This is a genomic window from Rickettsiella endosymbiont of Miltochrista miniata (assembly GCF_964031245.1).
Classification (GTDB): Bacteria; Pseudomonadota; Gammaproteobacteria; order Diplorickettsiales; family Diplorickettsiaceae; genus Aquirickettsiella.
The window spans coordinates 1335172-1360591 of record NZ_OZ035017.1; the positions used below are offsets into that span (position 1 = coordinate 1335172).

At 36.7% G+C, this 25420-nt stretch carries 22 protein-coding genes; 12 read left to right on the top strand and 10 right to left on the bottom strand.

Annotated elements, in window-relative coordinates; all coding sequences use genetic code 11:
- Positions 1-183 precede the first annotated feature (183 nt).
- The 5 genes from AAHH40_RS06100 (at position 184) to xseA (ending at position 7308) form a co-directional block, all read left to right on the top strand.
- The gene (locus tag AAHH40_RS06100; protein WP_342219787.1) at positions 184-960 is read left to right on the top strand and encodes a 3'-5' exonuclease; all 777 of its coding nucleotides are present in this window, start codon (positions 184-186) and stop codon (positions 958-960) included.
- Positions 948-2276, top strand: a complete 1329-nt coding sequence (gene rlmD, locus AAHH40_RS06105) for a 23S rRNA (uracil(1939)-C(5))-methyltransferase RlmD (protein ID WP_342219788.1) — start codon at positions 948-950, stop codon at positions 2274-2276. Before AAHH40_RS06100 ends, rlmD begins: the two co-directional genes overlap by 13 nt.
- A 5-nt stretch (positions 2277-2281) precedes the next feature.
- Complete coding sequence (gene dacB / locus AAHH40_RS06110) at positions 2282-3778, top strand: D-alanyl-D-alanine carboxypeptidase/D-alanyl-D-alanine endopeptidase (RefSeq protein ID WP_342219789.1); 1497 nt, start codon at positions 2282-2284, stop codon at positions 3776-3778.
- A 94-nt stretch (positions 3779-3872) separates the two neighbouring features.
- Positions 3873-6083 (top strand): GTP diphosphokinase, encoded by a 2211-nt coding sequence (gene relA, locus AAHH40_RS06115; RefSeq protein ID WP_342219790.1) that lies wholly within the window; start codon positions 3873-3875, stop codon positions 6081-6083.
- 31 nt (positions 6084-6114) lie between these two features.
- Positions 6115-7308 (top strand): exodeoxyribonuclease VII large subunit, encoded by a 1194-nt coding sequence (gene xseA / locus AAHH40_RS06120; protein ID WP_342219791.1) that lies wholly within the window; start codon positions 6115-6117, stop codon positions 7306-7308.
- A gap of 75 nt (positions 7309-7383) precedes the next feature.
- Here the strand turns inward: xseA and AAHH40_RS06125 are convergent, their stop codons facing one another.
- The 4 genes from AAHH40_RS06125 to ppa form a co-directional block, all read right to left on the bottom strand.
- Positions 7384-8172: a hypothetical protein gene (locus AAHH40_RS06125; RefSeq protein ID WP_342219792.1), complete on the bottom strand. Its 789-nt coding sequence runs from the start codon at positions 8170-8172 to the stop codon at positions 7384-7386.
- Between the two features lie 35 nt (positions 8173-8207).
- On the bottom strand, positions 8208-10523 hold the full coding sequence (gene topA, locus AAHH40_RS06130) for a type I DNA topoisomerase (protein WP_342219793.1): 2316 nt from the start codon (positions 10521-10523) through the stop codon (positions 8208-8210).
- Position 10524: 1 nt separating this feature from the next.
- Complete coding sequence (gene dprA / locus AAHH40_RS06135; protein ID WP_342219794.1) at positions 10525-11757, bottom strand: DNA-processing protein DprA; 1233 nt, start codon at positions 11755-11757, stop codon at positions 10525-10527.
- Between the two features lie 149 nt (positions 11758-11906).
- Positions 11907-12437: an inorganic diphosphatase gene (gene ppa, locus AAHH40_RS06140; protein ID WP_342219795.1), complete on the bottom strand. Its 531-nt coding sequence runs from the start codon at positions 12435-12437 to the stop codon at positions 11907-11909.
- 83 nt (positions 12438-12520) lie between these two features.
- Between ppa and AAHH40_RS06145 the strand changes: the two genes are divergently transcribed.
- The 5 genes from AAHH40_RS06145 to AAHH40_RS06165 all read left to right on the top strand — a co-directional run bounded on the left by AAHH40_RS06145 (position 12521) and on the right by AAHH40_RS06165 (position 17389).
- Entirely contained in the window at positions 12521-12862 is a 342-nt protein-coding gene (locus AAHH40_RS06145; RefSeq protein ID WP_342219796.1) for a histidine triad nucleotide-binding protein, read from the top strand.
- A 152-nt stretch (positions 12863-13014) separates the two neighbouring features.
- Positions 13015-13590 carry a hypothetical protein gene (locus AAHH40_RS06150; RefSeq protein WP_342219797.1) on the top strand — a complete coding sequence of 192 codons (576 nt, stop codon included), beginning with the start codon at positions 13015-13017 and terminating at the stop codon, positions 13588-13590.
- A gap of 19 nt (positions 13591-13609) precedes the next feature.
- Positions 13610-14056 (top strand): DNA polymerase III subunit chi, encoded by a 447-nt coding sequence (locus tag AAHH40_RS06155; RefSeq protein WP_342219798.1) that lies wholly within the window; start codon positions 13610-13612, stop codon positions 14054-14056.
- Positions 14056-16809: a valine--tRNA ligase gene (locus AAHH40_RS06160; protein ID WP_425287982.1), complete on the top strand. Its 2754-nt coding sequence runs from the start codon at positions 14056-14058 to the stop codon at positions 16807-16809. The genes AAHH40_RS06155 and AAHH40_RS06160 overlap by 1 nt, the downstream gene beginning before the upstream one ends.
- Positions 16810-16939: 130 nt before the next feature.
- Positions 16940-17389 (top strand): DUF3757 domain-containing protein, encoded by a 450-nt coding sequence (locus AAHH40_RS06165; RefSeq protein ID WP_342219800.1) that lies wholly within the window; start codon positions 16940-16942, stop codon positions 17387-17389.
- Between the two features lie 60 nt (positions 17390-17449).
- Here the strand turns inward: AAHH40_RS06165 and AAHH40_RS06170 are convergent, their stop codons facing one another.
- Positions 17450-17749, bottom strand: coding sequence for a hypothetical protein (locus AAHH40_RS06170; protein WP_342219801.1), 300 nt, complete (start codon positions 17747-17749; stop codon positions 17450-17452).
- A 145-nt stretch (positions 17750-17894) separates the two neighbouring features.
- Here AAHH40_RS06170 and dnaQ point away from each other — a divergent pair, with 145 nt between their 5' ends.
- Positions 17895-18596 (top strand): DNA polymerase III subunit epsilon, encoded by a 702-nt coding sequence (dnaQ, locus tag AAHH40_RS06175; protein WP_342219802.1) that lies wholly within the window; start codon positions 17895-17897, stop codon positions 18594-18596.
- Between the two features lie 13 nt (positions 18597-18609).
- A complete protein-coding gene (gene nhaA / locus AAHH40_RS06180) occupies positions 18610-19788 on the top strand; it encodes a Na+/H+ antiporter NhaA (protein ID WP_342219803.1) in 1179 nt (392 codons plus the stop codon).
- A 56-nt stretch (positions 19789-19844) separates the two neighbouring features.
- Here nhaA and AAHH40_RS06185 read toward each other — a convergent pair whose 3' ends face one another.
- From AAHH40_RS06185 to AAHH40_RS06205, 5 genes are all read right to left on the bottom strand, one after another.
- Positions 19845-20528, bottom strand: coding sequence for a hypothetical protein (locus tag AAHH40_RS06185; protein ID WP_342219804.1), 684 nt, complete (start codon positions 20526-20528; stop codon positions 19845-19847).
- A 553-nt stretch (positions 20529-21081) separates the two neighbouring features.
- Positions 21082-22137 (bottom strand): uroporphyrinogen decarboxylase, encoded by a 1056-nt coding sequence (gene hemE / locus AAHH40_RS06190; RefSeq protein ID WP_342219805.1) that lies wholly within the window; start codon positions 22135-22137, stop codon positions 21082-21084.
- 3 nt (positions 22138-22140) lie between these two features.
- Complete coding sequence (locus AAHH40_RS06195; protein WP_342219806.1) at positions 22141-23217, bottom strand: FUSC family protein; 1077 nt, start codon at positions 23215-23217, stop codon at positions 22141-22143.
- Positions 23218-23229: 12 nt separating this feature from the next.
- The gene (locus tag AAHH40_RS06200) at positions 23230-24567 is read right to left on the bottom strand and encodes a type IV pilus secretin PilQ (protein WP_342219807.1); all 1338 of its coding nucleotides are present in this window, start codon (positions 24565-24567) and stop codon (positions 23230-23232) included.
- Entirely contained in the window at positions 24548-25360 is an 813-nt protein-coding gene (locus AAHH40_RS06205) for a pilus assembly protein PilP (protein WP_342219808.1), read from the bottom strand. Before AAHH40_RS06205 ends, AAHH40_RS06200 begins: the two co-directional genes overlap by 20 nt.
- Positions 25361-25420: the final 60 nt, after the last annotated feature.

Here is a 25420-nt window from a genome sequence, read left to right on the forward strand (position 1 = left end):
TCTACTCAATCTACTGCTGTCGGTAAGAACACGTCAGAAAATATGATTTTTGGCCTGTCATAGCCCAAGACGTTTAGTAGATAGGCAATAAGATTTATTGCTGGATAATCATATCATCTGACAGTCGTCAGCATAGATTAGTTTATATTAAAGGTGTTTTTTATCTCTAACTAAGATGGCCCTATGAATACGTTTGTTTTTGATATTGAAACTGTTCCTGATGTAAAGAATGGACGAGTTCTTTACAACTTAGATAGTGAAAAAAGCGATCGTGAAGTCGCTGAAATCATGCTAGCTAAACGCCAAGAAAAAACCGGTAATTCTGGTTTGCTTGCTCATCATTTGCAGCGTATCGTCGCTATTTCTGTCGCGTTGCGTACTAAAAATCAATTTAAAATCGGATCCCTGGGTAATCTTAATTCAGAGGAACCTGTCCTTATAGAAGCGTTTTTCAAATGTGTGGAAAAATATTTACCTATTTTGGTTTCCTGGAATGGTAGCGGCTTCGATCTGCCTGTTTTAAACTATCGGGCATTATTATATGGAATTAGTAGTCCTAGTTATTGGAATGTAGGTAATGATGATGCCAGTTTCCGCTGGAATAATTATTTGAGCCGCTATCATTATCGTCATACGGACCTGATGGATGTTTTAGCTGCTTATCAAGGCCGTGCAAATGCTCCTTTGACGGAAATTGCTGTCATGCTAGGTTTGCCCGGAAAATTGGGTATGGACGGTAGCCAAGTTTGGGATTATTTTTTGGATGGTAAATTAGAAGCCATTCGAAATTATTGTGAAACAGATGTGTTAAATACCTATTTAATTTATCTTCGTTTTGAATTAATACGAGGAAATTTCTCTTTTGAAACTTATCAAAAAGAGTGTGCTTATGTATGTGAAATGATTGCAGAAGAAAATAAACCCCATTTTAAACAATTTATAGAAGCATGGAAAATTTAAAAACTTTATCTGATACTACTACCCCCATTACTATTACAGGCATTTCGCATGAAGGCCGGGGCATTGCCCACATCAATGGTAAAATTACCTTTATCGAAAATGCTTTACCTGGAGAAATCGTTCAAATCGCTTACAGAAAAAAGCGACGTTCGTATGATGAAGCGAAATCTATTCAGATATTGAAAGCCTCAACAGATAGAATCCAACCGGGTTGTCTTCATTATGATAGTTGTGGTGGCTGCAGCCTACAGCATCTAAGTAACCAAGCTCAGCTGCAACACAAAGAAAAAACCCTCGTTGATCAACTCAGCCATTTTACTGCAATTAAGCCTAAATCATTATTACCTCCACTAACCGGCCCAAGCTGGGGCTATCGTCGGCGGGCGCGTCTAGGCGTTAAATACGTAGCCAAAAAGCAGGCTGTGTTGGTTGGCTTCCGTGAAAAAAATGGACGTTATCTCGCACAATTGCAAACTTGCAAAACGTTAGACCCAAGAGTTGGTCAGCTTTTAGTCCCTTTGCAGCAACTTATTCATAAATTAAATGCCTTTCAAGCTATTCCACAAATTGAAGTGGCACTCGGTGATGAGATACTAGGCTTGGTTTTTCGACATCTCGTCCCTTTAGAGATCTCGGATCAAATACAACTCAAGACCTTTGCCGAACAGCATCATATACAACTTTACCTGCAGCCTGGCAATGAAAGTAGTACTCACTGTATTTGGCCAGAAGATCCTAAATTGCTAAGTTATCGTTTGGAAAATAAGGGTTATCTGCCTTTAGAACTCTTATTTGAACCTAAACATTTTGTCCAGATTAACGCGGACATCAACCAGGCGATGATCCATCAAGCTATGGAGTTGCTCTCACCTAATTTCAGCGATCGGATATTGGATTTATTCTGCGGATTAGGTAATTTTAGCTTACCCCTTGCCACCCGATGCCAATTCGTCGTAGGCGTTGAGGGATATGCTGAACTCGTGGAACGGGCAAAAGCCAATGCTAGACACAATGCAATTAACAATACACAATTTTATACCGCTGATTTAACAGCCTCTATACTAAAAGAAACTTGGGCTCAACAAACTTTCAATAAAATTCTATTGGATCCACCCCGCTCTGGAGCTTTGGAGATCATTTCGCAAATTGCAGACTGGAATGTTGAGCGTATCGTGTATGTATCCTGTAATCCTGCTAGTCTTGCTAGAGATGCCGGAGAATTAGTAAAACAAGGTTATAGCTTAGAACAAGCTGGAATAATGGATATGTTCCCGCAAACTCATCATAGCGAAGCAATTTGTTTATTTACTAAATAGGTTGTATGAATAAACTAAATCGTGCATTTCTTAAGAATTTCTGGTTTTTGATAGGAATATTTTCCAGTACGCTCTTATTAATGAGTCCGATGAAAAGTTTTGCCTATTATGATGAAAATGGCCAGGATGCCTCCCTTACATCCATTCAGCAAAACCTAAATAATATATTAAGTCATTTTAAAGGCTTTAACACCGGTGTTTCCATACAGTCTCTATCAACAGGAAGAGTACTCTACCAATATAATGCCAATCGCGGCTTTGTCCCTGCTAGCACCTTAAAATTATTTACCGGAATTGCCGCTTTAGATTATTTAGGGCCTCATTTTCAATTCAAAACTCGCTTTTTAACCAACCCCGGCGCTCTGATTCGTAATGGGGTTTTAACCGGAAATTTGTATATAAAATTTAGCGGGGATCCTTATTTAACACTCGATGATCTCAAGGACATGTTGGAGACATTAAATGAGCAACATATAAATAAAATTCAAGGCAATATCGTCATTGATGATACAGTCATTGATCGTAGCACCTGGCCTCCAGGACGTGTTATAGACGATAGGATTTTCTGCTATGCTGCCCCAGTAACCGCTACTATAATCAATCGCAATTGTTTTAGTCTTAGCGTTAAAGCCAATCAACATTTATTACATCCTACCGTCACTAAAAGTAATAGCAATTTGGGTATAGTTATCGACAACCAAGCAGTTACCAAGCGTTTAAGACAAGGAAGTTATTCCCTAGACTTAAAGCCTAATGCTGCCAGCAAAAATCACTATACCTTAAGAGGATATCTTTCCCCAAAGATGGGGCCTTTGTCATTCGCAGTCGCTTTACAAAATCCGAATTTGGCAACCTATGATATCGTGGCTGGATTATTGAGAAGATACTCTATCCGCTATTCAAATTTAGTCTATGGAAAGACCCCACCTCTCGCCAAGACTTTAGCCGAAAACAGCTCCCCCGAACTTGCTTTTTTAATAAAAAATATGTTAAAAAAGTCAGATAATCTTATTGCAGATAGTTTATTAAAAAAACTAGGGGAAAAGTACTTTTCAGTGCAAGGTAGTTGGAAAACCGGTCGAAATGCTGTTCAGGCTATTCTTGCCAACAAAACAGATATTGATTTCAAACATCTGGTGATGGTCGATGGCTCTGGTCTATCTCGTAACAATATAGTCACGCCCAATGCCTTCGTTAAATTATTAAATTTCGCTTATACACAATTACCCGATAGCGATTTACTTTTTGAGTCATTACCACGATCAGGGATAGATGGTACCTTAAAACATCGTCTGGGGGGTCCTTCATTGGGTAGAATACATGCTAAAACAGGAAGCATGCATGGAATAAGCAGCTTAGCTGGTTATGTTCGAACTGCTAATAATCAAGTTCTGGCTTTTTCTATTTTAATTAATGATCCTGTTCCTGGTAAAAATAATCAAGGAGGTTATCGCTTATTAGAAAATCGAATTTGTGAGTTTTTGGCTAGAAGTTATATATAAAATAAACATTAGCCCAAAAAAAATTTATACAAATAAGTTATTTGATTTTTCTAATTTTTTTAGAGCTACAAACTAAAAATAAGGATAATTGAAAATGGTTAAAATAAAAAATTCGCTCTACTTAAATAATGACGGCAGTATTAATTTAGAAACATGGCTACACCATGCTGCCATGCAACGTAGTCAAGAAGATTTCAAATTGATTCGACAAGCTTCCATTTTAAGTCAAATTGTAGGGGAAGCAAAAACAACGCCCACACATGTCTCTTGCTTACAACAAGGCCTCACTATGGCCGAGATTCTGTTAGATCTACATTTAGATAAAGAGACTATTGCGGCTTCATTAATTTATAGTTGCGTAAATTATGCTGAACTCTGCTTAGAAACGGTCTATGAACATCTAGGGCCGAATGTGGCTAAAATTATCGAAGGCGCTAAACAAATGAACGCCATTCGTATTGCCAGTACTGCCGCTAATCTACATCAAACGCAATTAGAAAATATTCGAAAAATGCTACTTGCCATGGTGGAAGATATGCGAGTTGTCCTCATTAAACTCGCCGAACGTACTGCTACTATGCGTACACTAGATATGTTGGATCGAAAAGCGAGTCAAGTCTACGCACGTGAAACTCTGGATATTTACGCTCCTTTAGCTAATCGTCTTGGTGTAGGTCAACTGCAATGGGAACTGGAAGATCTGTCTTTACATTATCTAGAACCGAAAATATACGCACAGATCGCGCAACTTCTTCAAGAACGATTGATCGATCGTGAATCCTATGTACAAATTATTTTAACTCAACTACGAAAAATTTTAGATCATGCTCAGCTACATAACTTTGAAATATATGGACGCGTAAAACATATTCATAGTATTTACAGAAAGATGCAACAAAAAAAATTAAAATTTGAAGAACTATATGACCTAAATGCCATCCGCATTTTGGTCAATACTGTTAAAGATTGCTACAATGTTTTAAGTATTGTTCATAGCTTATGGGCACCTGTATCAGGACAGTTCGATGATTATATCGCGACACCAAAATCCAATGGTTATCGTTCTATTCACACAGCTGTTTTAGGTCCTGATCAAAAAATACTTGAAATCCAAATTCGCACTCATCAAATGCACCAAGAATCTGAGCATGGTTTAGCAGCGCATTGGCAATACAAAGAAACTGCTCAACAACAAAAAGAAAGTTATCAAACAAAAATCGCATGGCTTCGACAAGTATTAGAGTGGCAAAAGGAATTAGTAAAACGTGGCAAAGCTACGGTACCGGGGCTCACGACTGTTTTAGATGATCGCGTGTATGTATTTACACCTAATGGAGATATCCTTGATCTGCCGAAAGGTTCAACACCTTTGGACTTTGCTTATCATATTCATAGTGAAGTCGGACATCGTTGCCGAGGAGCAAAAATTAATGGCGCTATTGTTCCATTAACTTATCAATTAAAAATTGGTGAACAAATCGAAATCCTTACTGCAAAACAAGGAAATCCGAGCTTAGATTGGTTAAATCCAAATTTAGGATATTTATACACCGCTCGTGCTAAAGCAAAAGCCCATCATTGGTTTAAAACTCAAGATTATGAAAAACATTTACTCCATGGCGAAGATTTGTTTAATAAAGAGATTCAACGCTTAGGATTAACGACGCTCGATCCTGAGAAGTTAGCGCACAAACTTCATTTTAAAACCAAAAAAGAAATGATTGCCGCATTAGGCAGTGGTGATTTACGGCTTGCTCAACTTTTAAATGCGATACAATCGCAAGAAAAACAATTAGCCTCAAGCTTGGTCCAACCTGAAATTTTATTAGGTAAACCTCGTAGTAGCTTACCAGAAGGGATTAGCATAGCCGGCGTTACTGACTTGTTAACCCAAACTGCAGGCTGTTGCAAACCTGTTCCAGGTGATCCCATCCGAGGATTCATTACTCAAAGTCGTGGCATAGTTTTGCATCGTGATGATTGCATGCATTTACTCAATCTCGAACCAGAAAAACAAAATCGCTTAGTAGATGCTGATTGGGGAGTAGCCGTTAGTCAAGTGTATCCAGTCGATATCTGCGTCGAAGCATACAATCGACCTGGTTTACTGCGTGATGTATCTACGCTCATCGCTAATGAAAAATTAAATTTAGTCGCATTAACTTTAGCCAGTGATAAACCTGATCCCAAGGCACATATTAAACTAACTGTTGAAATACCCAGCTTACTCTCACTTGGCAAAGTCTTGGATCGCATCAAGCAAGTGCCTAATGTGATTGATGTCAGAAGACAAATCATAAGTTAAACTTGTCTATTCGACATTGGATTGATGATATATGAATGAAGAAACAATTTATAGCATTTCTGAACTCAATCAAATGGTTCAAGATCTATTAGAAGATGCATTTTTACCTATTTGGGTAGAAGGTGAAATTTCTAATTTTGCAAGTCCTAGTTCTGGCCATTGGTATTTTTCTTTGAAAGATGAAAATGCTCAAGTACGCTGTGCGCTTTTCAATGGTCGGCAACGTTACAAAGACAGTCAACCAAAAAATGGTATGCAGATTTTAGCTCGGGCCAAAATTTCCTTGTATCCAACGCGTGGAGAGTTTCAATTAATCATCGATCAATTTGAATCCGCGGGCGAAGGAGCTTTACGTAAAGCGTTTGAAAAATTAAAAAATCAACTTGCAGCAGAAGGTTTATTTGATCCACAACATAAAAAACCCTTACCTAAGTTTCCTAATACAATAGGCGTCATTAGTTCAGATACCGGTGCTGCGCTGCGCGATATCTGCATTGTTCTTAAGCATCGTTTTCCGGCTATTAACATCATTGTATACCCCTCTTTAGTTCAAGGAAAAAATGCTTCAACACAAATTGTTCGACAAATAAACACCGCAAATCAACGTAACGAATGTGACGTTTTAATTTTGGCTCGAGGTGGCGGATCGTTGGAAGATTTATGGCCTTTTAATGAAGAAGACGTAGCGAGAGCAATTTTTAAAAGTGAATTACCGCTTATAAGTGCTATTGGACATGAAACAGATTTTACTATTGCCGATTTTGTTGCTGATATGCGTGCGGCAACACCTACTATGGCCGCACAATTAGCGAGTCCCGATGGATATGAATACCAACAACAATTAGATAAAACCTATCAGCGCCTAATTAAAACTATCCAATATATATTAAGAAGCTATCAGCAAAACCTAGAAAATCTAGCTAAACGTTTACGCCATCCTCAACAGCGATTACAAGATGGATTTCAGCATTGTGATGAATTAACGCAACGCCTCAATTTAAGTGTAAAAAACCAATTACAAATACGTCAGCAAAAGCTCTTAGGTTTATCTCGCACACTGCAAGCCATCAGTCCTTTAGCCAGCTTAGCACGCGGTTATGCGATTGTAAGTGATGCAACGAGTAAAAAAATTCTGCGCGATAGCAAGGAAGTAAAATCAGGCCAGGAAATTATTACCAAACTAGCCAAGGGCGAATTACTTTGTGAGGTCAAAGCAAAGCTCTAAATAACAAGCATCGATAGAATTCGCTGCCAAAAAATTATTAAACTATTTAATTAAATTAATAATATCTAATAAAAACTAACTTATCATGCAACGGAACGCTTTAGTTATTTCGGGAACTTCGATTTCTTTTGTAGGGTTACTAAATTCATCTGTACTGCAAGCAATAAAGTATGAAAAATCTCTTCGAGTATTGGTAACCTTTGTAAACTGTTGATCAGAATTGAGATGCATAAGTACTTCTGTTGGTTGAAGCATATAAGTTTGTTCAATCAGTTTTTCGATTTCGCTACTTAAGCTATCATCAGAAAATATTTTTGGAGTGCCCGATTCTTCCGAGTAACAACGTTGATACCATGGATCATAGAAAAGAGTTTCTATTTCACCATCTTTTTTCCTTTGCGTAAAACGCATTAAAGTGTGACTCCAATTTCTTAATGAACATATCTCGACAGTAATATTATTTCCAGAATAGTTTCTTAAGTTTTGTTTTGCCAGCTCAAACGCTACAGAACACAATCCGTCACCGGTACATTTTTTATCCTCAAGTATAATTTGAGCATGCTGCAAGTAGTATTCACGAATTTCATCCATCTCTAATTTTTTTAATGCCTGCACGTCGTTTTTATCTCCTGGGGAAAAATATATTAACCCTGCTGTTGTTCCGCCTAGAAGAGCATATTTTCCCAACTTATTTTCTTGATCACTTATTATTTGCTGCGCTTGCGATAGTTGATGTTGAGTTTTTAACTCTGGACCATTGATGATATCCAGATTTTTATTTTGAAGCTCATTATCTACTTGTGCAATAAAATCGTTCAGTGTTATATCAGAACGGATACGAAACAGTGAATTAGAATTTTTCATTTATTATTCCTTTACATAAAAAGGAATCATAGCAGTTATTTTTCTTCTGGCATAGGCTCCGCATACCCACACTCCTTACGAGGACAAACTTTTTCAGTCCCCCGACGTTTGGTTGTTTTAATCGTCATCACTGGCCAAGCACAACGCGGGCAGGCTTGTTCGATAGGTTCATTCCAAACTGCATAAGTACAAGTAGGATAAGTGGAGCAAGAATAGAAAATTTTTCCATACCTTGATTTACGCTTCAGTAATGTACCCTTATGACATTCGGGACATTCTATTCCTGTATCGGCTGGTTTTTCTAAAGGTTCTATATGCTTGCATTTAGGATAGTGACTACAACCTATAAACTTCCCATAACGACCAATCTTTATATGTAAAGCATGTCCACAATCGGGACATAAACGACCCTGTACAACCTCTGGCTCACTTACTGTGGTAACCTCTCCTTCCATATTTCGTGTGTAATCACATTCCGGATATCCTGAACAACCAATAAATCTACCGCGCTTACCTAAGCGTATCGATAAAGTTTTACCACATTTAGGACAAGCCTCATCTAAAGCTTCTTGAGTCACATCTTTTCGCTGTACAGTTTCCTCAGTGGTCTCGATCAATGTTTTAAATGGGGTCCAAAAATCTTGTAGTAAAGGAATCCATTCTTTCTCTCCCCTAGAAATTTGATCAAGTTCATCTTCTAAGCGCGCCGTAAATGCATAATCAACATATTGCATAAAATAACGGGTAAGAAATTTATTCACTATCCTACCGACATCCGTCGGTTTAAATCTTTTTTGATCGAGCGTGACATATTCTCTTTGCTGTAAGGTTGAAATAATAGGCACGTAGGTTGAAGGGCGACCAATATCTCGTTCTTCTAATGCCTTAACCAAACTTGCTTCACTATAACGTGGCGGGGGTTCAGTAAAATGTTGATCGGCACTAATGTCGATAAGATTAACTTGATCGCCTACTTTTAGGGGTGGCAACATACTCTCTTCTTCAGATTTTGCACTCTCATCATCTGATTTAGACTTGCTATCATCATAGCTTTCCAAATAAACTGCCATAAAACCTGCATGTACAATAGTCGAGCCATTGGCTCGAAAACAATGATCTTTGGCTGCTTTTGCACTTAAATCAACTGCCACGGTATCAATAGTCGCGTGCATCATCTGCGAGGCTACTGCACGTTTCCAAATAAGCTCATATAACTTAAATTGGTCAGGGGTTAAATGTTTTTTAAGTTGCTCAGGTGAAAATTCTACATGCGTAGGTCGAATGGCCTCGTGCGCTTCTTGTGCATTACGACTTTTAGTTCGAAAATGCCGGGGAGCTTCGGGTAAATCCTTATCGCCATAGCGTTGCACAATGAGATCACGTATCGCTATTATAGCCTCGTTGGATAAATGAACAGAATCCGTTCGCATATAAGTAATCAATCCGACTAAACCTTCACCGACATCAACTCCTTCGTAAAGTTGTTGTGCGAGACGCATGGTTCGCTGCGCCGTATATCCTAATTTACGGCCGGCTTCTTGCTGCAAAGTCGATGTGGTAAAAGGCGCTGCAGGATTGCGTTTACGTTGCTTTTTCTCAACATTAATAACCTGTAAATACCCCTGTGCCAGCTGTCGCAAATTTTCTTTGATTGCAGTGGCTTGCTCTTCGGTAGTGATACTAAATTGATTAAGCTTTTCTTGCTGATACTGAATTAAACGCGCCACAAAAAGTTTTTCATCCGACTTATTATTAGCCGTGATTGTCCAATATTCTTGAGATTTAAAAGCTTCGATTTCTTCTTCACGTTCGACGATTAGTCTTAAGGCAGGACTTTGTACACGTCCTGCAGACAAACCGCGACGAACTTTTTTCCATAATAAAGGCGATAGTGTAAAACCAACTAAATAATCCAATGCACGACGTGCTTGTTGTGCATTTACCAAATCCATAGCAATATGACGTGGATTTGCCACCGCTGCATTAACTGCTGATTTTGTAATTTCGTGAAATACTACGCGATAAGTCGGCTTATTTTTTAGCAATTTTTTTTGCTTTAGAATTTCGTAAATATGCCAAGCGATGGCTTCTCCTTCACGATCCGGATCCGTCGCAAGATATAATGCATCGGCATTCTTAAAAGCCTTAATGATCATATCCATATGTTTGGCATTCTTTTCAATCAGGGCATATTGCATAGCAAAACCCTGATCTGGATTCACAGCGCCTTCTTTAGGTATCAAGTCGCGAACATGGCCATAGGAAGCCAAAACTTCAAAGTCTTTACCTAAATATTTCTTGATTGTTTTAGCCTTAGCGGGCGATTCTACAATCAATAGATTTTTTGCCATTTTATTTCCTCACGTAGCCACCAGGAACCACGTCTATATACCCTTGTAATTGCAATGTCGACAAACGAGCAAGCAATTTATCGATAGTTAAGCCAGTTCTCGCCATCAAAATATCGATACTTGTCGTTTCAAATCCAAGGCACTCTACAAGCTTTGTATCCTGCGAATCAAGTCCACATAGATCCTTTTTTAGTTGAGTCGTTTGGATTTGCGGGACCTTATGATTGAGAACGCCCTCTAGATCAGCATTCTGATTAGCATAAAGTATCCCTTTAGACTCCTTTTTGCTAACAAAATCCCCCGCTTTATAGGACTTCGATGCTGCTTCATTAGTCCAACTATGAGCCAGTTTCGGTGAAAATGAAAGTGCTTGTGTAATGTCCACACAGCTCTCAGCCAAAGTAGCCCCATCTTTTAATAAGGCATGACAGCCTTGGCTTAAGGGATTGCGAATAGAACCTGGAACAGCAAACACCTCTCGACCTTGCTCCAACGCATAACGTGCAGTGATTAATGAGCCACTCCGTAACGTGGCTTCTACCACGATAACCCCTAGACTCAAGCCACTAATTATCCGATTTCTTCTAGGAAAATATTCTGCCTTGGGAGATGAGTATGGAAAAAATTCAGAAATCAGCGTTCCTCCATTTTCCACTATGTTCATCGCTAAGGTTTGATGACAAGCTGGGTAAATATGTACTAATCCACTACCTAATACAGCCATAGTTGGGCCTTTGCTTTTTAAAGCGCCTTGATGTACTGCACCATCAATACCTCTCGCCAAACCACTGATAATAACAAATCCCTGATCGCTTAGTTCGTTTGCGAATTGAAAGGCAATCTCTAAACCTGCATGTGTAGGATTGCGGGCACCGACTATAGCCAGAGTTTGCTGTTGTAAAATAGACAGCTCACCCATCATAAATAAAATCAACGGCGGAGAAGAAATTTCACGCAATAACGCCGGATAACGTAAATCCCCCCAATGTAAAATATGTCTTTGGGGTTGTTCTACCCAACGTAAGCTAAACTCTACACTTTTCCAATCCGGTTTTTGTAAGTTACTAGCGAGTGTTGGAGTAATGCCAGCACCAAGCAATTCTTTGTAGGAGGCTAATAAAATTTGTTTGGGGTTAGCAAACTTTTTTAAAAGCATCGAAACCGTGCTTAGACCACAACGCGGAATGGTATAGAGTGCTAACCAATATCCTATTTCATTCAATGTCAAATCCATGAGCGCGCACTTTAATCTGTCAATCTACAAATTAAAGTGTCTCATTTTAGCGCAAGTATTTTCAAGAGATATTTTTCTGTAAAAATTAATTAGTCCCGAACTCATAAGTTGAAAATTTCGATTTTATTTTTTAAAAAATTATCATTAGATTATGGTTTATATCGATCCATACTCGCCTTAATCTCAACTCTTGCTTGCTCAGGTCCTACCCAGCCAGTCACTTTGACCCATTTTCCAGCTTCTAAGTCCTTATAATGTTCAAAGAAATGTTGAATACTTTGTGTAAGTTGCTCCGGTAAGTCTTGCCAAGTTTTTATTTGGTGATACAACGAGGATAATTTATCGATAGGCACAGCTAAAATTTTAGCATCGATACCTGATTCATCTTCCATTTTTAACATACCAATCGGTCGACAACAAATCACACAGCCTATTAACAATGGAAATGGCGCTATCACCAATACATCAACTGGGTCGCCATCTTCTGATAAAGTAGAAGGGACATAACCGTAATTACAAGGATAGTACATCGCTGTCCCTAAAAAACGGTCCACACGTAGCGCACCTGTTTCTTTATCAACCTCGTATTTAATCGGATCGCTATGACTAGGAATTTCTATCACCACATTTATTTCATCAGGGACTTTTTTACCTGGGCCTAATTTTACAAGCGCATTCATAATTTTATATTTCCTAAAATTCTACTTTTAAAGCATAATAATAAATCAACTATTCAACTTAGGCTAGCCCAGTACGAGGCATCATGAATTGTATTTTCTGCAAAATCATTAAAAAAGAGCTTCCTGCTGATATTGTTTATCAAGACGAAGCTATCATTGCCTTTAATGATAGGCATCCACGTGCTCCTATTCATCAATTAATTGTCCCCAAAAAACATATCCCCACGTTAAATGACCTGACAAAAGATGATACGATGCTGGCGGGAAATATCTTGCAAGTCGCACGTCATTTAGCTAAAAAAGCGAATATTGCACAATCTGGATATCGAGCTGTTTTCAATTGTAATAAGGATGGCGGTCAAGAGGTTTTCCATTTACACTTACACCTACTAGGTGGTCGCGCACTACATTGGCCCCCCGGTTAGTGGTAAGCCTTACTCAAAAAAATAGCTCATTTGAGCGTCTTTGAGCTTATTGGTTAGCTCTTTATTGTCGTAAATCTCTTGCCAAGCGAAGGCAAGCCTGGGTATATTTCTTGTTAAGAAAATAACTTATTTATATTGCTTAGGATCGCATCATGGATTTAGTAACACTAGTTTTAGCATGCAGTCTGTATACTGATAACTCTATTCCCTATGCCATGATACAAACCGGAACCCAAAATAATCCCCTCGTCGTTACTGTTGAAGACGATGCTAAGACTTTTAAAACGTTACCTGCCGCTGTACAGTTTACACGTACTCAACTCGCATCAGGGAAAAACCTAGAAATTGGCTTGATGCAAATTTCTAGTCGATGGCTCCCAGGAATTGGTGCTCATGCCTCCGATTTATTTAGACCCTGTAAAAATCTAGTTGTTGCTACACAAATTTTAGAAAAATTGCGCTTACAATGCCAATCTATCGCGGCTAATAATCCGAGTATAGATATTCAATCCTGTGCACTTTCATTGTATAAAACCAAAAATCTTCAGAAGGGATTACCTTATGCTTATCAGATAATCCAATATGCAAAAATACATCCTTTTAATGAACTTGCCGAAAAAGCGCGCGATCCGGGAATGCTAGCTGCAACAGAAAAACCCAACACTAAGCCTATACACGCTAAACAAACTCTGACAGAAAATAATCAATCCGAAAATTATTCTTCTTAGTATTACGTTATAAAATCATATGCCAAACCCAACTGTTGACTTTTATTTATTAAATACACTCGAGCATGAAGATGTTTATCGTTTTACCTGCCGCTTAGTCGATAAGGCCTATCTTCTGCAAAAAAGAATTTATATAAAGGTTAATTCACATGAGGAAGGGCAACGTTTAGATGAATTGCTGTGGACCTTTCGAGATATTAGTTTTATTCCTCATTGCTACTTAGGAATTAATTCAGCCTTCGACCCGATGTTACCTGTTAATATTGCCATTGATAAACCCAGTGAACTAGACGCCGAGATTTTATTTAATCTCAGCCATGAAGTTCCAAGCTACTTTCCTGAATTCTCGCGTATTATTGAAGTGGTATCAGCGGAGAAGGGAAATAAAAATCAATCCCGTCAGAAATATAAATTTTACAAAACACAGAACTGTCAGTTAACCACGCATAATATAAGCGCAACATGATAAATAAAAATTATGATTCTAAAAAGATAGAAGCTCATTGGCGAAAACAATGGGAGACAAATTCCTATTTTCAACCCAGCGGTCAAGGTGAACCCTACTGCATCGTACTTCCACCACCCAATGTCACGGGAAGTTTGCATATGGGCCATGGTTTTCAAGTAACTCTGATGGATGCTTTAATTCGCTATCAGCGTATGTGTGGCAAAAACGTTTTATGGCAAGGCGGCACGGATCATGCGGGCATAGCTACGCAAATGGTAGTAGAACGTCAATTGTTAGCTCAAGGAAAATCCCGGCATGACATGGGACGCGAAATATTTGTAGAAGCCATATGGGAGTGGAAAAAGAAATCCGGCGGCATGATAACAGAACAATTACGGTATATGGGCGCCTCCATAGACTGGACACGAGAGCGATTTACACGCGATGCAGACTTCTCAGCGGCAGTAGAAAAAGTATTTATTGATTTATATGAGCAAAATTTAATTTATCGCGGTAAACGTTTAGTTAATTGGGATCCGGAACTTTTGACAGCGGTTTCTGATCTAGAAGTTATCAACCAAGAAGAACAAGGCCACTTATGGACTATTCGTTATCCATTACTTAATACTGATGATATTTTATTAGTTGTCACCACCCGACCCGAAACTTTATTTGGCGATGTCGCTGTTGCCGTACATCCTGATGATCCACGCTATCAATCTTATATTGGAAAACAGATAAAACTTCCATTAACAGACCGTGTTATTCCAGTAATTGCCGACACATCAGTAGAGCCCACATTCGGCAGTGGTTGCGTAAAGATCACACCCGCGCATGATTTTAATGACTATGCAACGGCACAAAGACATCATTTACCTAGCATTAATATTTTTACACCTAATGCACACCTTAATGAGCAGGTGCCAGAAAACTTTCGCGGCTTAGAACGCTTTGCAGCAAGAAAAAAAGCTATCAAAGAGTTAGAACAACTTAATTTATTAGAAAAAGTAGAAACTTATCTGGTAAAAATTCCGCGTGGGGATCGCTCAGGCGCTGTGATCGAACCTTATCTTACTGATCAATGGTTTATGTCGATGCAATCCTTAGCAAAACCTGCAATCCTAGCCATTCATCAAGGACAGCTTGATTTTATTCCGGAAACTTGGCGTAAGGTTTGTTTGCAATGGCTAGAGAATATTGAAGATTGGTGTATTAGTCGTCAGCTTTGGTGGGGACACCGAATTCCTGCCTGGTATGATGAAGCAGGTCAGTATTATGTTGGTAAAGATGAAAAAAGTATTCGCCAGCAATATCGCCTAGATCCTAAAGTAATACTTAAACAAGATGAGGATGTGCTGGATACTTGGTTTTCATCAGCGCTCTGGCCTTTTGTCACTTTAGGCTGGCCACAATCTACTAAAGAATTAGAAATTTTTTATCCTACTAATGTTTTAGTAACCGGATTTGACATTATCTTTTTTTGGGTAGCGCGCATGTTAATGCTGGGACTCCATTTTATGGGTAAAGTTCCCTTTAAAGAAGTATATGTACACGGATTGATACGTGATCATGAAGGTCAAAAAATGTCAAAATCGAAAGGCAACGTTTTAGATCCTCTCGATGTAATATTAGGTGTGAGCTTAGATGATTTAGTGGCAAAACGTACTCAAGGTTTATTACAGCCACAAATGGCCAAAAAAATTGAACAAGCTACTAAGCAGCAATTCCCACAAGGGATCCCTGCATTAGGCACCGACGCCTTACGCTTCACTTATTGTGCCTTAGCTTCACCAACGCGTGATATACATTTTGATTTAAATCGAACCGAAGGTTATCGAAATTTTTGCAATAAACTTTGGAATGCATCACGTTTTGTTTTAATGCACACGACAGAACGGAAATGCTTAACTTCATTACCAAACTTAAGCCTATCTATTAATCGTGGTTTTTATTCTTTATTGCAAAACACAATTACTGACATGCATACGCATTTTCAAGATTATCGATTTGATTTGATGGCGCAAACCATTTATGAGTTTATTTGGAATGAGTATTGTGATTGGTATGTAGAACTCGCTAAACCTATTTTAACCCATGCAAGCTCGCCGGCATCACAAGAAACCTTGACCTGTTTAATTTTTGCTTTAGAAACTTGTTTGCGCTTGCTACATCCTTTAATGCCCTTTGTTACCGAAGAAATTTGGCAAAGCATCGCCCCTTTGGCTGGGAAAACAGGATCTAGTTTAATGATCCAGAACTACCCTCAATTTGATAATACTAAAAAAGATGCTGCTGCCGAACAAGATTTAACTTGGCTAAAAACTATCGTGCATACGATTCGTACACTGCGTAGCGAGATGAATATAGCTCCCGGTAAAAAAATTCCCTTGCTACTTTATAAAGGAGATGAAAAAGATCGCGAGAATAGTCGTATTTTTTTAAACGAAATAATGAATCTGGCTAAAATTAACGAAATAAATTGGATAGCTGAAAAAGAAAAAAATGTAAATCACGCGATGGGCATTGTTGGGAACTTAGAGCTACTTATCCCTATGCAAGGACTAATCGATAGCGATCTTGAAATACAGCGTTTGAAAAAAGAAATTATAAAAATACAGAAAGAAATTGAACGCGCCGAATCCAAATTGGCTAACATAGCTTTTGTGAAAAAAGCACCGCCAGAAATTATTGCTCAAGAACGTCAACGTTTAGCTGATTTTACCGCTACACATATTAAATTACAAAACCAATTAAATTCATTTACAAATTAATTTAAATCCAGCTAAGGAAATTCTCGATCAGGTTTTAATACATTATATCTAGGTTTAATATAAATCTATAGACAAACTATACCTTTAAAAATTATAATCATTTTTTAGTCTATTTAGCATTGGAGCTAAAATGAAAGTCTCAAAAATAAGTTTAATAATATTACTCGCTGCCTCAATTAGCCAAACATCTTTTGCTTTTTCTCGACCTCCTGCAACTTCAGATACTTGTCCTGCTGAAGATGCTATCAAACAAATCGGTGCTACCTACACCGCACCCGGCGGTTGGACAGGTGTAGTACAAAATAGACCAGGAAAAGTGAAGGCTTTTGATATGGCACTCTATAAACCATCAGATATTAAACATCCTTTTCAGGAAGGACGACTACTTCGCTGTGCATACAAATTAGATAATGGGAATTTTCTCGATTTGAGATTACCTACATTAAAACCGGGCTCAAGTACTGAACCAGGTGATAAAGCGAACATCACTAACTCTAAAAATTGGCAAGCTGCTTATGGCGGAAATCAATATGACTGTAGCCAAAGTCGATTAGCTTGTGAGTTTCATTTGTCTAAATAATGAAATCGTGCCGATTGTGATATTAGGTAAGATATGTAAGTTTTCTATCTTACCTAATCCTTATTTTTTACAATAAGCATGTTCCTCAAGAATTTGTCTCTTCGTCTCATTCGTACTTTCATTTAGTTCATATTTTAAAAAGAAACTTTGTTTTCCAGCAAAAATGGAATCTATATGGTTGGGTATCGCAAGTTCTAAATTTTGCATTAATTCGAGCTTATATTGTGCTTCTAGTTCTGGCGGAGTTAAATTTACCGTTTTAATTTCATTGCTATTCCATGAATTTACATCTTCATAGGTAAGAACAAAATCATTGGATGTATCTTCAATCAGAGAAGCTAAAAGGACATCTTTTGACATAAATTCTCTCAAATATTATTTTTAGTGCTAAATTCGTTTTAATTTACATATAGTATTAACTTTAATTATTAAAGTTTTATTAAAACTGGCCATTTTCTTTAGCAACACGTAACATTAGCATAATATCCATTTAGTTCTTGTAATTATGCGTCAAATCATTTTAGATACTGAAACCACCGGCAGAGATATTAATGACGGACATCGGATTATCGAAATTGGTTGCTTGGAGCTGATCGATCGTCGCCTCACTAAACGGTTTTTTCATTGTTTCCTTAATCCAGGCCGAGATAGTGAGACCGGCGCATTTGCTGTTCATGGCTTGAGCACTGAATTCCTTAAGGATAAACCCTTATTTAAAACAATTGCAGAAGAATTATTGGCATTTATTCAAGACTCGCAGCTCATTATCCATAATGCTCCCTTTGATCTAGGTTTTTTAAATAATGAATTTAAACTAACCAAAAAAAAGTATAAAAAAATTACTGATTATTGCCAAGTTTTAGATACCCTTCCATTGGCTCGGCAATTACATCCAGGACAACGCAATAGCTTAGATGCACTTTGTAAACGCTATGCAATTGATAATTCTAAGCGCGAAAAACATGGTGCTTTATTAGATGCTGAGTTGCTAGCCCGGGTTTACCTCGCCATGACAGGAGGCCAAACTCATTTATTTACCGAAGAAAAAAGGTTAGCTGCTACCCAAACTATCCAACATAAAAAAATAACCGGAGAGATAGTATTACCTGTCATTTATGCTACTAACGAGGAATTAATAACACATGAGAGTCGTTTAGCTAGCATTAATAAACTTTCTGGTCAGTGTAAATGGCCAAGTAAAAGCTAAGGAACCTCATTAAATGCGGATCAAGTTTCTACATAAATTTATTCAGCTAGAGGCTTCAGGTGGTATTTCATTAGGAATTGCCACGCTATTAGCTTTAATTCTCGCTAATTCTAGCTGGCAAAATTATTATCAAACATTCTTAAATTTCAATGTAAGCATAGGGCCAGACATCCATTTCTCCTTTTTACATTTTATTAATGACGGACTGATGACTATTTTCTTTTTCTTAGTCAGTCTAGAAATTAAACGAGAATTGGTTCAGGGTGAACTCAATACACTCACTAAAGCCTTACTACCCACCCTAGCTGCAATAGGAGGAATGATAGTACCTGCGTTATTATATTTAGCCATCAATCATGGATATCCACAACTTATATCTGGTTGGGCTATTCCTATGGCAACAGATATTGCCTTTTCTTTGGGGGTACTTTCATTACTTGGTAAACATATTCCCGTTGCTTTAAAAATTTTCTTAATGGCATTAGCTATCATTGACGATCTAGGTGCAATTATCGTTATTGCTACCTTTTATACTCAACAAATAGGCTGGCTTTATTTATTTTTAGCGCTCCTGACTTTTTTCGGCTTAATTAGCTTAAACTACTTTAAAATTCAACGATTTCTTCCTTACTTCTTTTTAGGTTTAACGTTATGGTTGCTAATACTCTATTCAGGAATCCATGCAACAATTGCAGGTGTATTACTTGGATTTACTATTCCATTAAGCAGTAGCAATCATAACTTTAATTCTTTGCTGCATCATTTAATACATCAGTTACATCCCTGGATTGCCTATGGAATTTTGCCGCTCTTTGCGTTTGCCAATGCAGGTCTATCGTTTTCGAATATAAGCTTAGCTACTTTGCTTCACCCTCTACCGCTAGGGATTATTGTCGGATTATTTTTTGGTAAACAATTAGGGATTTTCGGGGCAAGTTGGCTAGCAGTAAAAACTAAGCTGGCAAAATTACCCTACCAAGTAAACTGGTGGCATATTTACGGAACCGCTCTGATTTGCGGCATAGGCTTCACGATGAGTTTATTTATTGCCGGCTTAGCTTTCGGAGAGAATGAATTAACAGCTTTAGTTCGTTTAGGTGTTTTTATCGGCTCAATTTTATCTGGTGTTGCAGGTTACAGTGTTTTATCTTTACTTGGAAAAAAATCAATATCATTTAAGAAACTCCTTTAAAACTTAAAATTTTTGTTCAAAGACCATCCTTGTATTCACAAAAATGGTCTTTATTTTTAGTTATGCGTTGGACTTGGGACTCTTTCTAAAATATGTACTTCATTCGCAGATGCGTCAATAGGAGTAGGACTACTTGGTCGAAACTTGCCGAACATATCCAAAAGTTGAGAAAATTTTTGAGAACTACTTTCTTCTAGTGCTTTGATTTTTTCCCCTACTACCTCTGTTTGGCTGTTTATATTTCGTATTGCATTATTAAAAGCCCTTATAACTTCCTCTTCCACATTTCCATCAACTTCTTTGCATTCCTTTAATTGATTTAAGACTTTGTCGGCCTGTATCGCATTGACTTCAAGACGATTATTTTTTATATTTAAAAAAAACTTGGTGATTGCTATGATTGCAACCCCAAATAACAAAACCGGAAGAATAGGTATAACTATTGGAGATGCAACAAAAAGTGGAGCTAAAGTAAATCCTGCAACTAACAACGCTAAAGCTGAGATCAAAAGCATATTAATATGCTTTGCTTTATGTTTTCCTTTTTGATAATTTTCTTCACTAGCTTCTACATTAGATTTTTCATTTTCGATAAGTTGGTTAACAAGATTTTTTTGCTCTTCCGGATTTAATCTGATCAGATTTATAAAGTGATTCGGTTCGACTAACCTTTGATCTCTCAATAAAGCTTGGTTAGCATCACAAAATTTTTGAACGTTTATATTACTTAATGCTGGCATAATAACCTCAATTGATTGGATAATTTTATAGATTTAACTAATAATAAAACAGTTAAATATATTCCATTGGCTGAATTTTTATTTACTTAATTTTTTATAAATAGAATCTCCTCCATGTCATAGACATTCCTACAGATAATACTATATTAATCTAATTTTTAGATCAATTGCCAATTTAAAGAAATAAAAAATATAGATAAATGCTAAATTATTATTTATATTTTTACAAATTAGAAATTTCAGTTTACTATTCCGAGTAAAAAATTGCCCAGGTTAGTTATACCATTAATAACTCAATAGTCATTTAATATAAATAATAAAAAAATGTATAAAAAAAATTCCCAGAACATATCTGAACAAGATTTTCAACGACATAATAAAGTAGCAGGCAAGTATTATCAGCAGCCTTCGCCAAAATATTCACCCAAGCCTAATGAATTTGATAAGCTAGTTTATGTGGCTACAGTCTTTAACCAGAAACGGAAAGATAATTTTAATCATAGTGACGAAAGTCCATTTCAGTCTGTAGTATCGCGTAAAAAATAAATTTAAACTATATTTTTTTATGAAAACTAGGACTTAACTCGTGTACTGCATCTATAAATATTTTTACATTTTCCGGGGAAGTAAATTGTGAAATGCCATGTCCCAGATTAAAGACATGACCCGATCCAGAACCATAAGATTGAAGGATGTTCCTCACTTCATTAAGAATATTTTCAGGATTGGCAAATAAAACTGCTGGATCCATATTCCCTTGTAGGGCGACTTTGTTACCAAGTCTTTGCCGAGCTAAGCCGATATCGATAGTCCAATCCAAACCTATGGCATCGCAACCAGACGTAGCTATTTTTTCTAACCACAAATTTCCTCCTTTGGTAAATAAAATGACCGGCACCTTTTGCCTATTCAAATGAGTCACAATTTCTGTCATGTAATTCAAGGAAAATTGTTGATAGGCCGCTGTAGTCAATAACCCTCCCCAGGTATCAAAAATCATGATAACTTGTGCACCAGCGGCAATTTGTGCATTTAAATACAAGGTAGTTGCTTTAGTTAAGGTATTTAACAAATGATGTAATGCCTTCGGTTCCTGGTATAATAGTGTCTTGACTTGTCTGAATTCTTTACTACCTCCTCCTTCCATCATATAACAAGCCAGTGTCCAAGGGCTTCCAGCAAATCCAATTAAAGGGACTTTATCTTTTAACTCAGTACGAGTAAGTGAAATAGCAGACATTACATAACTTAAATCCGTTCCAGGATCGGGAATGGGTAACGCCTTAATATCTGTTAGTGTTTTTATAGGTTTATGGAACTTGGGGCCTTCTCCTTCGACAAAATAAAGACCCAAACCCATAGCATCGGGAATGGTCAAAATATCCGAAAAAATAATCGCTGCATCCAAATCAAATCGTTGTAAGGGCTGTAAAGTCACTTCACAGGCAAGTTCAGGTGTTTTACATAAACTTAAAAAATTACCTGCCTTGCTACGCGTTGCACGGTACTCGGGTAAATAACGACCTGCCTGACGCATCATCCAGACGGGTGTGCGTTCGACAGGCTGCTGTAAAAGAGCACGAATTAAACAATGAGGAGAATCATGCATAATTTAAACTTTCTTTATTAAAATAATTAGCGTATGTAATTGAACTAATAAACGATCGGCACTAAACATAAATAGATCAATCGTAAATTGTTCTGATGGATTTATTTCTAAAGATTTAAGTTGAAATTTTACTTCTTTCCAATCAGAAAAATTTTCTAATATTGCACCTTCTTGCTCTTTATCTATACGTTTGAGACTATCAATAGCTCTTTGAAATAACGTCTGCGTTATTTGATAAATTTTTTGTATTTCGGCATTCTGATTAAAGATCAAAATATTTTGATCTGAAAAATTTACTAATGCGTTTCTCATTAAAGTGATACAACGTAGAATCTCTCTCTCGGCATCTAAAATGCTTTTAAATGTTTCATTCAAATTCGATCGGCCGAATGATTCGCTCATGACTTCTTTAAATAATTTTTTTTGAATTCCTATATTATTCAATATTTTATTTTCAAAAAAATCCTGCGGTTTCTCGTTGTTAACATCATTAGTGAGTCTAAACTCTTCTAATTTTTGGGCAAGATCTTTTAGATTTTGTAAGGTGTCTATTAATATATAACGTAATTGCGTACGTGAATGCAAAGGCCAGATAAAACGTGATACTAATAACGCAATAATAATCCCTAAGTTGATCTCTAAAAAACGACTTATAACTGTATAAAAATTAGGATTCGGTGAAATAAGGATAATGATTAATGTCACTGCCCCTAAGGGACCCGCTTCACTCAAAGTACTTGGGCTATCGGCTATATAGCTAAATACAGCTGTGGCTAGACATAGAATTAAGATGGTAAATGCAACATTTGGATAAATTAACCAGAGTGTCAAACACGCGACACTGGCTCCTATTACCGTCCCTAAAAAACGCATATACGATTTTTGTAAAATCGCACCGACTCGAGATTGAGCGCACATCACTACTAGAATAGTAATAACGACCCATCTTCCTTGGAGTGGTAGCTTAAATAGGTAAGAAATCAGCAAACCAAATAATAGCGCGATAGCTGTTTTTAAACTATGGACGAGTCGATCACTGTCTAATCTACGAAGCTGAAGTTGCCATTTAGGAAATTGCATAGTTAGCTCGAGTTAATAGTTTAAGATAGTCGGTGTTAAAAATATCAAAAGCTCACTACGCCGGTTATTCGACGTGGTTAAACGAAACAAGCGGCCTATTATCGGTAAAGTACCTAAAAAAGGCACTCGTTGTTCTATTTTACTCTGAGAATACTCATAGATTCCACCTAATACAACCGTTTCACCATTTTTGACGATAACTTGTGTTTTAATGCCGCGGGCTTTAATTGTTGGGGCATCAACTGCCATAAAAGTACTCGGCTGGTCTTGATTGACCTTTAAATCTAATATCATGCGCTCATCTGGCATAATTCTAGGTGTTACCTTCAATGATAATACGGCTTTTTTGAATATAACGTTAGTCCCACCACTCGAGGCTTTTTCTTGATAAGGTATTTCGGCGCCGGCTTCTATGAACGCAGTTTGTTGATCAGCGGTAATTAAATGCGGTGTAGAAATAACTTGAGCTGCCCCTTCATTTTCTAACGAAGATAATTCTAAATCTAAGAAGGAATTTTGGCCTAAGCGCATTAAACGTAAGCCCAATGAGGCTGCACCACTAATAGAGTTTACGCCGGTAATAGGTAAATCCATGGTTAAGTGTTGTAATAAGCCAGTATTCGAATTATTAGCTTTATTTTTAAGATGAGATTTTAAAAGTTTGTTGGCTGAGTGCGTTTGAGTTGAGCCAAATTGCGCTCCTAATTCTTTTTCTTTATTTTGATCAATACTTACAATTCTGGCCTCTATCAAAATTTGACCGATAGGTTTATCTAACTCTTTAACAGACGCTGCGATTTTATTAAGTTGCTCAATAGTGTCTTTAATCCATAAACTATTAGTTGGATTATCTATACTAACGCTACCATGTGCTGACAAAGGCGTATTAGTTTTATCTTTTAGTAATTTACTGATATCAGATGCCTTTCTATAACGAATTTGCATGACTTTAAAAATTAACGGTAATAAATCCTGTTTTTTTTGTCGAATATCAGAATTTATTCTGTCTTGCTTTAATAGTTGTTCAGGTGTGGTAATAAACCATCCATTTGTAATTGAACGTTTAGCAAGTCCTTGAGTTTTCAAAATGTTATCCAAAGCCTGTTCCCAGTTAATACCATGCAAATAAATGCTAAATTTTCCCTGAATTTTGTCGTCAATAATTAAATTATTTCCATGCAATTCAGATAAATACTGTAAAGCCGAACGAATCTTTATATTATGAAAACTTAGAGAAATCGTTTTATCTACTTGTCTATTTGAAATATTTTCATTAGCAAATAATTTACAATTAAAAAACAATGCTAAAAAAAACATTAGTAATATCTTATTACGCATAATTTTTAACATAAGGCAACTTCCTTTCGCTCATCTCTAGTTTAATTATTTTATCTAGACTATTATTTTGAATAAAGATTTCGTCAGCGAAAATGCCTATGACGGTCCCTTGTTCCAAACCTAAACTATCGCCTAAGTTAAGCTTACAAATTTGTTTATTGGGTAATGCAACAAATCCCCAATTCTGATATTTACCATCTGATAAAAAACCCAACATTTTTATTTTTTTTAAAGGATATTTGGTTAGGTTACTGAATTCAGATATAAACTTTGCGTCTATTTTATTTGTTGTTATTAAAGATGAAATTAAATTTTTTCTACTAAAAGGATGCGCGTAGATCTTAAAGGATAAAACAATATCTTGTTTTTTTAAATCATTTGAAAATTTCCATCTAAATTTATTAATTACTATAAATTTATTTAATTTAGAAATTTGATCTAAAAAATTAATAATAATATTATTATTGGCAGTAGAAAGATCGCTTTCCACTTGTAGGGAATTTAAAAATTCTTTCTTAACAGGTAAAACATGTATTTTATTAATTCTAAAACCTGGATCAACTAGCTGCCCAATGAGAACATTTAAAATAATTTTATCGACAACACTATTGTCATGTATATCGAATTTGTTTTTTATATTTTTAACTTTTTCCTGATATATAAGATATTTTTTGGATATTATTAATTGACTATTTAGTTCATTTTTAAAAGATTGAAAACTTAAATAGATTTTTTTCTTTTCTTCAAGAGCTGGCCGTATGCAAAAAAAATATCCTAATATAAAAATAAATAAAATAGTCAACATGATTACAATAGATTTTAAATATATTGGCCATAAATCGATTCTTATTAAGTTAGGCTTGAC